Raw genomic sequence first — 13,158 nt, 5'->3', positions numbered from 1 at the left:
TCGTCCGATCACTTGAGGGAAGATGCTCGCCGTCACACCGGCCAATCCGCTCTCGCTCGGACAGGAACGGCTCTGGTTCCTGCACGAGCTCAACCCCGATGACGCGTCGTACAACATCTGTGTGACCGAGCGGCTCGTCGGGGATCTCGACGTGGCCGCACTGGAGCGGGCGCTGAACACGGTGGCGCGGCGGCACGAGGTGCTGCGGACGCGTTATCCGGCCGTCGACGGCGAACCGGTCGCGGTGGTCGACGACCGGTTCCTCCCGCTCGAACGCGTGGACACCGGCCTGGAGGAGCTCACCAACCGGCCGTTCGACCTGGCCCATGGGCCCGTCGTCCGGGCCTACCTGACCGCCGACCAGACGCTCGTCATCGTGCTGCACCACATCGCCGGCGACGGCTGGTCTCTCGGGCTGCTGTACGAGGAGATCGCCACCCTCTACGCCGGCGGCGACCTGCCCGACCTGCCGATGCAGTATGGCGATCACGCCCGTGAGCAGCGGAGACGTCCGGTCGACACGTCCTTCTGGCGGGACACGCTCGACCGGGTGCCGGTGCTCGACCTGCCGGCCGACCTGCCCCGGCCCCGGGTGCGCACGTCCAACGGCGCGGTCGTCACCCGGAAACTGCCGAAAGAGCTCACCGACCAGGTCAACGCGCTCTCCCGCAAGGAGCGCGTCACCCTGTTCATGCTGCTCATGGCCGCTTTCCAGACCCAACTGCACCGTTACACCGGGGCCTCGGACTTCGCCGTCGGCACGCCCGTCGCGGCCCGGCCCGACGAGGACACCGAGAAACTCATCGGGTTCTTTCTGAACACGGTCGTGCTGCGCGCCGATCTCGCGGAAGATCCGACCTTCCGGGAGGTGCTGAAGCGCACCCGCCGGACCGCGATCGACGCCTTCACCCATGCCGACACCCCGTTCGACCGGGTCGTGCAGGACCTCGGGGTGGCCCGCGATCTGAGCAGGACGCCCGTCTTCCAGACGCAGTTCAGCATGCGCAGCGAGGCCGGAACCCGCTTCCACCTGCCCGGACTCGTCGCCGAACCGGTCGACCCCGATTTCCACCAGGCCAAGTTCGACCTGTCTCTGGAGATCACGCCGACCGCCGAGGGCCTGGACGCGTTCTTCGTCTACTCGGCCGATCTGTTCCACCACGAGACGATCGAGCGGTTCGCCGCGAACTTCGAGACGCTGCTCCGGTCGATCGTCGACGACCCGGGGCAGCCGATCTCGCGCCTCGGCCTCATCTCGCCTGATGAGCAGTCTCTTCTCGGCACGTGGTCATCGGCAGAGCATGCGGAGACTCCGGAAAAAGAGACGCTCGCCGAGGTCATCTCGCACACGTCACCCGAACGGGTCGCTATCCGGCATGGGGACGACGCGATCTCGTACCGGAAACTGCACCGGAGGGTCGCCGGGACAGCGAGGAAGCTGCGGAACCGGGGGGTCGGCCCGGGGGTTCGGGTCGCGGTCTGCATGGAGCAGTCGATCGACCTGGCCATCGCGCTGCTCGCGGTGCTGAAGGCGGGCGGGGCCTATGTGCCGATCGATCCTGAATATCCCGAAGAACGCCGTGCCTTCATGCTGGCGGATTCGGGCGCCGCGCTCCTGCTCACCGAGATCGACGACGCGGAGGCCGACGACCTCGAACCGCTCGGCACCGCCGACGATCTGGCCTATGTCATCTACACCTCGGGTTCGACCGGAAAGCCCAAGGGCGTCGCGGTGGAGAACCGGGAGATTCTTCGCTATCTGGCCGATGCCCGTCAGCGCTTCGCGGTCGAGGAGCAAGCGGAGTACGCCCTCCTCCAGTCGCTCGCCTTCGACTTCGGCATCACGATCCTCTACCTGTGCCTGAGCACCGGCGGCACCCTTCATCTGCTGCCCGCGCGCATCTCCGGCCCGGAACTGGCCGCCCACATGCGCGGCATCGATTACATCAAGCTCACCCCCTCGCACCTGGGCGCGCTGGCCGCCGACATCGACGACGTCGGCGACCTCCTGCCGAGGAAGCTGCTGATCTTCGGTGGCGAGGGATCGAGCTGGGACTTCGCGCGTGACCTGGCCAGACGCGTTCCGGTCGTCAACCACTACGGCCCGACCGAGGCCATCGTCGGCGTCTCCACCCACCGCGTCTCGCCCGACGTGACCCCGACCGGCCCGATCACCCCGATCGGGAAGCCACTGGGGCATTCGAGCCTGTACGTGCTGGACCGGCACCTGGCATCGGTTCCAGCCGGCGTGGCGGGCGAGTTGTGCATCGGTGGCCGGTTGGCCCGCGAATACCTGGGTCGTCCCGAGCTGACCGCCGAGAAGTTCGTCGAACATCCCGTGCACGGCCGCCTCTACCGGTCGGGTGACCTGGCCCGCTGGCTCCCGACCGGCGACCTGGAGTTCCTGGGCCGTCGCGACCTCCAGGTCAAGATCCGCGGCTACCGGGTGGAGCTCGGCGAGATCGACGAGGCGCTGCGCGTGCTGCCCGGGATCTCCCATGCGGTCACCGACGCGCGCGAGGGCGAGCTGGTCGGCTACGTCGTCGCCGATCCTCGGCCGACCGTCGGTGACCTGCGGAAATACCTGGGCGAGCGGCTGCCGGAGTACATGGTGCCGACCCGCTGGGTGTTCCTCGACGAGCTCCCGCTGAAGGGCCACGGCAAGGTCGACCGCGCCGCGCTCCCCGCGCCTGAGGACGCCCGCCCCGACTCCGACGCCCCCTTCGAACCTCCGGCCGACGCGGTCGAGGAGGCCATCGCCACCGCCTGGTGCGAGGTCCTGGGGCTCCAGCAGGTGGGCGTTCTGGACGATTTCTTCGACCTCGGCGGCCACTCCCTGCTGGCCACCCGGGTGGTCGCGAAACTCCGCAGGACCCTGCCTGAAGGTTCGTCGCCGATCGCGCTGATGGACCTGTTCCAGCATCCGACGATCCGCGACCTCGCCACCGTCGCCCGCTCGGCCGGTGGACCGAGGCCGCTCCTCTACCGCCTGACGGGCAAGGGCACCAAAGCCGTCGTCTGTCTGCCCTACGGCGGTGGCAGCGCGGTCGTCTACCAACCGCTCGCCGACGCGCTCCCGCCGGAGTGGGAGCTCTGGTCGGTCGCCGTGCCCGGCCACGACCTCGGCTTGGCCGAGGAGTCGCAGCCGCTGGAGGTGGTGGCCCAACGGTGCGTCGAGGAGATCCTCCGCATCGAGGCGCCCCTCACCCTGTACGGCCACTGCGGCGTCGGCGGCGCCCTCACCGTCGAGATCGCGCGCCGCCTCGAAGCGGCCGGACGCGCGATCGACACCGTCTTCCTCGGCGGAATCTTCCCGTTCGCCCGCCCCACCAAGGGGGTGCTCGGGCGCTGGGCCAAGCTGGCCAGGCTGGAGCGGTTCCGCAGCGACAAAGGCCAGTTGAACTGGCTGACCGCGCTCGGCGCCGACCTGTCGGACCTGGACGACGCCCAGAAGGCGTTCGTCATCGGGAACATGCGCCACGACGCCCGCGCCGCCGAGGACTACTTCACGACCCTGATGGACAGCGGCGCCCCGAAACTGAAGGCGCCCATCGTCTCGGTCGTCGGCGAGTACGACCCCGCGACTGACTACTACGAGGAACGCTTCGCGGAGTGGGGCTTCATCGCGGAACAGACCCGGCTCGTGGTCCTGGACGAGGCGGGTCACTACTTCCTGAAATATCGCCCGGACGAACTCGCCGAGATCGTCACGACCTTACCCGCGGAAACCGCGGGCACCGCAGAGACCACGGGAACCGCAGAGGGCGCGAGCGACCCTGACCTCGCCTCGCGCGCCGATGCAGGTCCGGCCGAGCCGCCCGCATCCGGCTCGGCCGGATCAACCCCGACCGCATTGTCCAAAGCCGGACCGACCCCGGCCGATTCATCCAAGACCGATTCATCAAAGGCGGGCTCATCTAAGGCCGGTTCGACTGGCGCCAGCTCATCCAAGGCCAGCTCATCCACAGCCGGCTCGGCCGCATCCAGTTCGCCCGCATTCAACTCGGCCGCATCCAGCTCGGCCAACGGCCGGCCGCCCACAGGCCGGTCGTCCAAAACCGCATTGTCCAAACCGGCCCCCTCGGTCACGAGATTCCTCCTGATCGCCTTTGGACAAATGGTCTGCCTGGCCGGATCCACCCTGACCGAGTTCGCGCTCCCCCTCTGGGTCTACCTCCAGCACCAGTCGATGACCCAGCTCGCCATCCTCCAGGTCCTCGCCGTCATCCCCGGCGTTCTCGCCGCCCCATTGGCAGGCGCGATCGTCGACCGTTCGTCCAAGCGCGCCGTGATGATCGGCGGCAACGCGGCGGCCCTGGCGGTGCAGTCGGCCACGGGAATCCTCGTCTGGACCGGAAACCTGCACGTCTGGACCCTGTACATCCTGCTTCCGATCCTCTCGGTCGCCCTGACCACCCAACGGCTGGCGTTCACCGCGGCCGTACCGCAACTGGTTCCGAAGCGGTATCTCGGTCACGCCAACGGCATCGCCCAGATGGCGCTCGGCATGGCCCAGTTCGTCGCCCCGCTGGCCGCCGTCGGGCTCATGTCGGTCTGGGGGCTGAGCGGCATCCTGGTCCTGGACGTCGTCGGCCACGTCTTCACGATCGCGGTCCTGGCCCTGGTCGCCTTCCCGGCCGCGATGGCGTTCAAGCGGCGGGAGACCGTCGGGCGCGAGATCGCCGAAGGGTTCAGGATCTCGTTCGGCAACCCCTACTTCCGGGCGATGGTGATCTTCTTCGCGTTCCTGTCGCTCGGGCTGTCGCCGGTCTTCATGATGTACTCCCCGCTCGTGCTGGAGTTCGGCACCATCCAGGACGCCGGCGTGATCGCCCTGGCCGCCGGTTCGGGCGCGGTCGCGGGTGGTCTCACGATGGGCCTGTGGGGCGGGCCGTCGCGGCGCCGGATGCGCGGCATGCTGTTCCTCACGTTGATCATCGCGGTGTCGTGCGGCGTCGTGGCGCTGCGCGACGACCTGACCCTCATCGGCGTCGGCGCGTTCGGCGTCAGTTTCGGCCTCGCGCTGGTCAACGGCGTCTACACCACGATCATCCAGGTCAAGGTCCCGCAGCGGTTCCACGGCCGGGTGTTCGCGCTCAACCAGATGGTCGCCTGGTCGACCATCCCCATCGGCGTCGGGATCATCGCTCCCGTCGGCACCGAACTGCTCGGTGACGTCTCGTTGATGTACGCCGTCTTCGCCGGATTCATCCTGCTGGTCGCCGTGGGAGCGTTGCTCACGAAGAGGCTGGCCCGTTTCGACGACGCGGTCCCCGACGCCACCCCCGACGACCTGGTCGGGCTGGAACGGAAGGTAAGCAATGAGGGAAAGACTGGCCGAACTGGTGTCGGAGTCGTGTGACGGCGAACTCACCCCGGCCGACGTGCTGGCGGCGACCGTGCCGCTGGCCTATCTCGGCGTGACCTCGCTGGCGCAGATGCGGCTGATCGACGCCGTCGAACGCGAATACGGCGTCGAGGTCGACCTGAGCGGCGACGTCACGTTCCTCGACAGCGTCGACGGGCTGGCCGCCTGGGTCGAGGCCGCCCGGTCACCGGCATGACGCGGGTCGTCTTCTCCGGCGGCCGCACCGGGACGGCGCCGTTCACGTGGGGTCAGCGCGCGATCTGGGAGGCGATCGAGCGCACCCGCCCGGACGACCACTACTTCAACTTCGGCCGGGTGCTGCCGCTGGGCGCGCGCCCGGCGTCGGTGTCGTCGGCGCTGTGGGCGCTGGGCCGCCTGGTCGAACGCCACGAGTCGCTGCGCACCCTCGTCCACGACGGCGGCCAGTCGCTCAAGGCGGGCGGCGAGCTGACCGTCCGGACCGGCGACCACCCCGACACCCTGCTGGCCGAGCTGGCCGCCGCGCCGTTCGACTACGAGCAGGAGTGGCCGCTCCGGGCCGGTCTGGTGCTGTCGGAGCAGGGCGAGGTCACCCATCTCGTCCTGGTCTTCTGCCATCTGGCCGCCGACGGGCTGGGCGCCGAGCAGGCCATCCGTGACCTGCGGCTGCTGCTGCTCCGGGGCGGCACCCCCGCGACCCGTCCGCCGCAGCCGATGGACATCGCCCGCTGGCAGGGGTCCCCCGCCGGGCGCCGGGTGGCCGACGAGGCCGCGGCCTACTGGGAGGACGCGCACCGCAGGATCCCGCCGACCATGTTCCACGTGCCGTCGGGCGCCGGGGAGACGCCGCCGATCTGGCGGGCGTCGCTGCGCTCCCCCGCCGTCGACCTGGCCGCGCAGCGACTCGCGGTCCGGCACGGCACGAGCACCTCGACCGTCCTGCTGACGGCGGTGACGGCGCTGGTTTCGGAAATGACCGGCCACGAGACCGTGGCGATGCTCCCGATCGTCGGAAACCGATTCCGCGCCGACACCCGCACCGCCGTGACCACGATGTCGCAGGAAGGACTCTTCGTCCTGGACGTCGAGAAGGTCCGCTTCGACGAGCTGCTCGGCCTCGCGGGGGCGGCGGCACTGCGGGCCTACCGGAGCGCCTACCACGACCCCGCCGACCGTTCGGCGGCCCTGGCCCGGGTCGCCGCCGACCGGGGCACGACCGTGCACCCGTGGTGCTGTTTCAACGACATGCGCTTCGCCGACAACCCCGTCTACCGCGACGAGGCCCTGATCCGCCGTGCACTGGGCGAGAGCACACTGAGCTGGCCGATGTCGCAGGATCAGCTGAACTGCCGGTTCTGCGTCCATCTGAGCGGAACCATGGACGTCTCGGTGACCGCCGACACCCGCTGGCTGTCCCGGGCCGACATGGAACGCTTCCTGCACGGCCTGGAGACGATGCTGGTCGAAGCGGCCCTGCGGTGATCGCCTACGCGGCGGCGACGTCGTGCCCCCAGGGCGCCCCGCTGACCTTCCACCTGAGCGGCGACAGCGGCGTCCACATCCACGACGCCACCACCGGCGCCCACGTACTGACCACGCGGGCGACCGGCCCGGAATGGGTTTTGGAAATCCCCGGCGACTGGCCGAGTTCGCTCTACCGCGCCCACTTCACCGACGCCCCGACCAGTGAGGTCCCGAGGGCGACAGGCGAACTGCCGGGCACGAACGTCTCCGGCGACGACGAGGTCTACTTCGTCGTGACGGCGTCCGGCGCGAGGAAGGACATCCTGGTCTCCATCCCCTTCGGCACCTGGCAGGCCTACAACCGGGCGGGCGTCCCCGGCGAGGGCCTCTACTGGACCGAAGACCCGTCCCGCGCGACCGAGGTGACCTTCGACCGTCCAGGAGGCGGCCCGTCCCCGGAGAGGTGGGAGGACGGCTTCCTGCGCTGGCTCCGCCCCGCGGGCTTCGACGCCGACTTCTGCGACGGCCTCGACCTGTCCCCCGGCCTGCTCGACGGCTACAAGCTCCTGGTCGTGAACGGCCACGACGAATACTGGACCCGCGAGATGCGCGACGCGTGCGAGGACTTCGTCCGGCGCGGCGGCAACATGGCGATCTTCGGCGGCAACACCGCCTGGTGGCAGGCCCGGCTGGAGGGCCGCACCCTGGTCTGCCACCGCGACCCCTTCACCGACCCCGTCGAGGATCCCGCGCTGGTCACCGCCGAGTGGTCGAGCGTCGGCCGCCCCGAGAACAGCCTGACGGGCGTCAGCTTCCGGGCGGGCGCGGGAACCTGGGGCCCGTCGATGCCTCTCATGAACGAGGAGTCGTACGTCACCCGCTTCGCGGGCCACTGGGCCTTCGACGGCACCGGCCTGACAGAAGGCGACAAATTCGCCCAAGGCGCCCTGGGCTACGAAACCGACGCGGCCGAATTCACCGAAGTAGGCGGCGTCCCCAGAGTGACCTCACGGGACGGCACCCCGTCGTCCTTCACCATCCTGGCCACGGCCGACCTCCGCCACTGGCGCGGCGGCGGCCAGGGCGGCTGGGCCACGATGGGCGTCTTCACCTCGGGCCGCGGCACCGTCTTCAACGCCGCGACGGTGAACTGGGGCAACACCCTCCACGACCCCGTGGTCGACCGCATCACCCGCAACGTCATGACCCGTCTGAGCTCCCCGCACCAAGGCTGGGACGCGATCGGCGACTCCGCCGACATCCGCGCGCTGGCCGCCGACGCCCGCGTCCTCTACGGCGTCAGCGCGGACGGCGCCCTGATGAGCCGCGAGCTCTGCGCCCAGAACCTGCCGTGGCGCCCCATCGGCTGGGCCGGCGACGTGATCTGCCTCGACACCCCCCGCGAAGCGGCGGGCTCAAGAGGCGTCCTCCTGTACGGCGTCACCCCGGACGGCACCCTGAGATCAAGAGCAGCCGTCGAAATCCCCGCTCCCTGGACCGACGAGGCCACCTGCCCCCAGGGCACCGTGGCCATCGCGATAGCCGACTGCACCTTCTGGGCCGCAACCGAAGAGGGCCGTCTCTGGGCCCTGCCCTTCACGGGCGAGACCTGGCAGGACCGAGGCGCCTGCGACGCCGTGGCCATGACAGGCATGAACGGCCGCCTCTACGCCTTGACGAGCACCGGCACCCTGGTCACCCGCCGCCCGAACGCCACGGACGAGTGGCACCCAGCGGGCGACCTCCCCGAGGGAACGACGACGTTCACCGCCCACGCGGGCCGCTTCATCGCCACCGCCCCGGGCGACCCGCTCCGCTGGCGCGAGGCCCGCAGATCGAGAGACCTCTAGGAGTCCTCACGGCGACGTGCGCCGTGGCGCATGTCGAAGACGCAGGACAGACAGCACAGAACCCTGGCCCGGCGTCGGAGAGCAGTGCGGCCCCGCCGCTCAGCTCAGAATTCGACCGGACCGTAAACCGCCGACTCCCGCCCCCGCGTCATCGCCCAGTAGCGGTCGCCATAAGACCAGTGCCACCACTCCGTCGGATAGTTCACCAGCCCCACGCCCTCCAGGGCCGTCACCAGAACCTTCCGGTTCTGCATCGCCTCCGCCGAGATATCGGTCGACGCCGTGTAACAGGCCCCGGAGCTCTGCTCCGGCGTGGCGTTGACGGGCGTCCCCATGTCGAGTTCCACGCCCTCGTCATCGCACAGCGTCAGGTCGACGGCCGCCCCCGCCGTGTGGGGCGCCACCTCCACAGGCGACACGAACCGGCTGGCCGCCACGTGGAGCTCATCTCCCGACATTTCCGGAAATGTCGTCCGCAGCGTCTCCCGGTACTCCTCGAACCACTTCCGCTGAAGGGACACCGGCCGGTACCCCTCGACCACGACGAGGTGCACCCCCAAGGGCAGCACCACCCGCCGCAGCCGGTCGGCCACCCCCGCGCGCAGGTGCGCGAATGCGCCCGCGGGGTCGGCCAGCCGTTCGTCAACGCGGAGGAAAGTCCGCACATCGACGAGCGGTTCGAGGCAATCGGTCACCGGTATGGAGGTCACCCGGGGGTCGGAGATCAGAATGACGTCGCCCATAAAGTCAGACCGTATCCGAGAAGACCTGCTCTCTCGCCTCTTCCAGGGCGGCCACCAGCGCCCCCTGGAGCACCGGGTTCCCGTCCACCTCGGTCACCGCGACCTTCGGGCGTGAGGGACAGACCCGCGCGACCTCGTCCTCGACCCTGGCGGCCAGCTCGCGGCCTCCGGCCCGGCCGACGTCTCCGCTCAGGACGATGAGGCCGGGGTCCAGAACGACGGCGACGGCCGCGACGCCGACGGCCAGGCGGCCGGCGAGTTCGTCGAGGAAGCTCCCGTTCCCCTCGGCGACGGCCTTGGCGACCAGTTCGGCGACGGGTGCCTCCCTCGGGTTCACCCCGTGGGCCAGCGCCATGCCGTAGAGCGCCTCCCCGCCCACCAGGCGCTGGAAGGAGCCCGACTGCGGGTCGCGTACATCAGAGGGAAGCGGTTCGCCGGGGACGGGGAGCCAGCCGATCTCGCCCGCGCCGCCGGTGATGCCGCGGTGGAGGCGGCCACCGAGCATGACGCCGAGGCCCTGTCCTATTCCAGCCCACATGATGACGAAGTCGTCGAGGCCCCGCGCGGCGCCGTGGGCCTGTTCGGCCAGGGCGGCGAGGTTGACGTCGTTCTCTATACGTACCGCCCGCCCCAGATCGGCGCGGAGCTCGGCCAGGACTCCGAAGTGCCAGGCGGGCAGGTCGAAGGAGTAGCGGACGTCTCCGCTGCGCGGGTCGACGACGCCCCGGGTGCCGATGACCAGGCCCATGAGCTGGTCGAGGCCGATCCCGGCGCTCTCGCAGGCGCGGAACAGCGCGTTGTGGACGAGCTTGACGGGATCGCGCGCCTCGCTGGGGTCGACGGTCACCTCGGCGATGGCCCGGCCGGTGATGTCGGCGACGCCCGCGGTGACGCTGTCGGGGGAGACCTCCAGTCCGGCGACGTAGGCCGATTGGGGGTTGACGGCGTAGAGGGCGGCGTTCGGACCGCGTCCACCGGCCCTCTCCCCGGCCGTGGTGACCAGGCCCCGGTCTTCGAGGCGGGCCAGTAGCTGGCCGGAGGTGACCTTGCTCAGTCCGGTGAGTTCGCCCAGCTCAGCCCGGGTGAGCGGGCCCTGCAGGAGAAGGAGCTCCAGGGCTGATCGGTCATTGATCTGCCGGAGCAACCGGGGTGTTCCGGGGCGTCGGGGCACCGCACTCTCCCTTCTCGTCACGATCCGCTAACGCGGGTTTTTTTTAAGAAAGTTTCTTGTTAGTTTAACGGCAGTCACCCCATAGGCAAGCGATCAAGCCTCTGAGGTGCCACAAACGCCGACCGTCAGCAAACCTCAGGTGCGCGGCCCGCCGTCACCTCACAACTTGCCTCGACGCGAAGCCGGGAAGGGAGAACCCCAATCGTGAAGATCGTGAAGATCGCCGGCATCACCGCCGCCCTCGCCCTGGGTGTCGCCGCTTGTGGTGGTGGCGAGACCACCGAATCGGCCCCCGCCGCCTCCGCCTCCGCCGCCGCCCCCGCGGAGACCGGACCCAAGTTCGCCGGTCAGACGCTGACGATGTGGCGTCTCGGCGACTCGAACCCGCCGGCCCAGGCCTACATGGACGACCTCAACGCCGAGTTCCAGAAGCAGACCGGCGCGACGGTCAAGCTGGAGTGGATCCCGTGGCCGCAGGTGAACGACAAGTTCACCGCCGCCGCCGCGGGTGGCGCGGGCCCCGACGTCACCGAGATCGGCAACGACCAGGTGCCGCTGTGGGTCAGCCAGGAGGCGCTGTCGCCGATCACCCCCCTCACCTCCGCCGGTGAGCAGGCGATGATCCCCAAGAACCTGTTCGGCTTGGAGACCATCGACGGCGAGGTCTACGCCGTGCCGTGGGGCGCCGGTACCCGCGCGGTCCTCTACCGCAAGGACTGGTTCGACGAGCTCAAGATCGAGGTGCCGAAGACCTGGGACGAGGTCCTCGCCGCCGGCAAGAAGATCCAGGAGGAGAAGGGCAAGGACGTCGACGGCTTCGCCTTCAACGGCGGCTCCGACGCCAACCACCTCCTCGGCGCGATGGCCTGGTCCGAGGGCGGCGAGTACGCCGTCAAGGAAGGCGACAAGTGGGTGGGCAAGCTCGCCGACCCGACCTTCAAGGCCGGCTTCGAGACGTACACGGGCCTGGTGACCGGCGGTCTGTCCGGCAAGGCGCGGCTGACCCAGAACACCGTGGACATCCGCACCCGCTTCGCCAACGACAAGGTCGGCATGTACCTGACCGCGTCGTGGGACATCCCCGGCATCGAGACCGACTCCAAGGGCAAGGTGAAGGCCGACCAGCTCGCCTTCTTCCCGCTCCCCGCCAAGTCGGGCGGTGAGGCTCCGGCCTTCTTCGGCGGCAACGACATCGCCGTCTGGGGCACCACCAAGAACGCCGAGCTGTCCAACGAGTACATCAAGCTCGCCACGAGCAAGCAGTGGGCCGACCGTTACGCCAAGGACGGCGGTCTGCTCCCCGTCTACCCGGACACCCTGGCCTCGCTGGCCAGCGACCCGGTCCAGGCGCCGTTCGCGGCGGCGTTCGCCAACGCCCGCTCGTTCCCGGCCGACCCGAACTGGACCGAGGCGGGCGAGACCAAGGCGGTGCTGCAGAACGCGGCCCGCTCGGTCATCGAGGGCAAGGCCTCGGCCGATGAGGCGCTCGCGGCGGCCAACAAGGAACTCGAAGAGATCCTGAACCAGTAGCGACGATGACCGACACGTCGATCGCCCGCCGGGGTGGAGGCAAGAACGCCTCCGCCCCGGCCGGGCGCCCCCGCCGCTCTCACCGTCCGCAGAAGGCATCGGGCCTCAACCCGAGATTCATCCCGTACGCGCTGCTGATCCCCGGCCTGCTGGTCATGGTGGCGCTCCTGCTGTACCCGATGATCCAAGTGATCGTCATGTCCTTCCAGAAGGTCGGGCTGCCGCAGATCCGGGAGGTCAACCCCCGTCCGGCCGACTGGCTGGGCTGGGAGAACTACACCAAGGTCTTCGAGAACGACGTCTTCTGGTCGTCGCTCCGCAACACCCTCGTGTTCGCCTTCGTGGCGGTGAGCCTCACCCTGATCGTCGGAACGGCCGTCGGGGTCCTGCTCCAGCAGCTCAGCAAGCGCATGTCCACCTTCCTGATCATCGGCATCATGTTCGCGTGGGCGGTCCCGCCGGTCGCGCAGGGTGTCATCTGGCGCTGGCTGTTCGACGCCGAGGCCGGGATCATCAACTGGGCCCTCAACCTGCTGCCGGACTTCCTCTCCAACGCCCTGTTCGGGCGGGCCGACTGGACCGGCGAACCCTGGCTCAACGAGGCGTTCACGATCTACATCGTGCTGGTCATGACGGTGGTCTGGGCGTCGTTCCCGTTCATCGCGGTCTCGGTCCTGGCCGGGCTCAAGAGCATCCCCGGTGAACTCTACGAAGCGGCCAGGGTCGACGGTTCGGGCCCCTGGCGGACCTTCCGCAAGATCACATTCCCGCTGCTGAAGCCGGTCTTCGCGGTCCTGACGATCCTGTCGATCATCTGGGACTTCAAGGTCTTCTCGCAGCTGTACGTGCTCATGAACGGCCCCACCAACCGTGAGGCGTTCAACCTGTCGATGTTCTCGTACGCGGAGGCGTTCCGCAGCCCGCCCAAGATGGGCTCCGGAGCGGCCATCGCGGTGATCCTCACGATCATCCTGCTGGTCGTCACCGCGTTCTACGTCCGCCAGATGGTGAAGTCGGAGGAGGTGCAGTGACCGTCACGTCGTACGACATGGA

8 protein-coding genes are annotated in these 13,158 nt (G+C 69.4%); 6 read left to right on the top strand and 2 right to left on the bottom strand.

The features are described 5' to 3' along the window. The first annotated feature begins 22 nt into the window (after positions 1-22). The 4 genes from ACYQ78_RS00380 to ACYQ78_RS00365 are packed head-to-tail and all read left to right on the top strand — an operon-like array spanning position 23 to position 8,661. Positions 23-5,362, top strand: a complete 5,340-nt coding sequence (locus ACYQ78_RS00380; RefSeq protein WP_459798591.1) for an amino acid adenylation domain-containing protein — start codon at positions 23-25, stop codon at positions 5,360-5,362. Further along, complete coding sequence (locus ACYQ78_RS00375; RefSeq protein WP_459798590.1) at positions 5,322-5,564, top strand: acyl carrier protein; 243 nt, start codon at positions 5,322-5,324, stop codon at positions 5,562-5,564. Before ACYQ78_RS00380 ends, ACYQ78_RS00375 begins: the two co-directional genes overlap by 41 nt. Beyond that, positions 5,561-6,829, top strand: coding sequence for a condensation domain-containing protein (locus ACYQ78_RS00370; RefSeq protein WP_459798589.1), 1,269 nt, complete (start codon positions 5,561-5,563; stop codon positions 6,827-6,829). The genes ACYQ78_RS00375 and ACYQ78_RS00370 overlap by 4 nt, the downstream gene beginning before the upstream one ends. Next, a complete protein-coding gene (locus tag ACYQ78_RS00365) occupies positions 6,826-8,661 on the top strand; it encodes a N,N-dimethylformamidase beta subunit family domain-containing protein (RefSeq protein ID WP_459798588.1) in 1,836 nt (611 codons plus the stop codon). Before ACYQ78_RS00370 ends, ACYQ78_RS00365 begins: the two co-directional genes overlap by 4 nt. 104 nt (positions 8,662-8,765) lie before the next feature. Here the strand turns inward: ACYQ78_RS00365 and ACYQ78_RS00360 are convergent, their stop codons facing one another. Then, a complete protein-coding gene (locus ACYQ78_RS00360) occupies positions 8,766-9,404 on the bottom strand; it encodes a M15 family metallopeptidase (RefSeq protein WP_459798587.1) in 639 nt (212 codons plus the stop codon). A 4-nt stretch (positions 9,405-9,408) separates the two neighbouring features. Continuing rightward, on the bottom strand, positions 9,409-10,575 hold the full coding sequence (locus tag ACYQ78_RS00355) for an ROK family transcriptional regulator (RefSeq protein ID WP_459798586.1): 1,167 nt from the start codon (positions 10,573-10,575) through the stop codon (positions 9,409-9,411). A gap of 204 nt (positions 10,576-10,779) precedes the next feature. Between ACYQ78_RS00355 and ACYQ78_RS00350 the strand changes: the two genes are divergently transcribed. Continuing rightward, positions 10,780-12,105: an extracellular solute-binding protein gene (locus tag ACYQ78_RS00350; RefSeq protein WP_459798585.1), complete on the top strand. Its 1,326-nt coding sequence runs from the start codon at positions 10,780-10,782 to the stop codon at positions 12,103-12,105. A 5-nt stretch (positions 12,106-12,110) separates the two neighbouring features. After that, a complete protein-coding gene (locus ACYQ78_RS00345; RefSeq protein ID WP_459798584.1) occupies positions 12,111-13,136 on the top strand; it encodes a carbohydrate ABC transporter permease in 1,026 nt (341 codons plus the stop codon). Positions 13,137-13,158: the final 22 nt, after the last annotated feature.

Source organism: Herbidospora sp. RD11066, assembly GCF_054661255.1.
The sequence above is the reverse complement of the archived record's forward strand: the minus strand, read 5'-3'. Positions and strand labels throughout refer to the sequence as shown.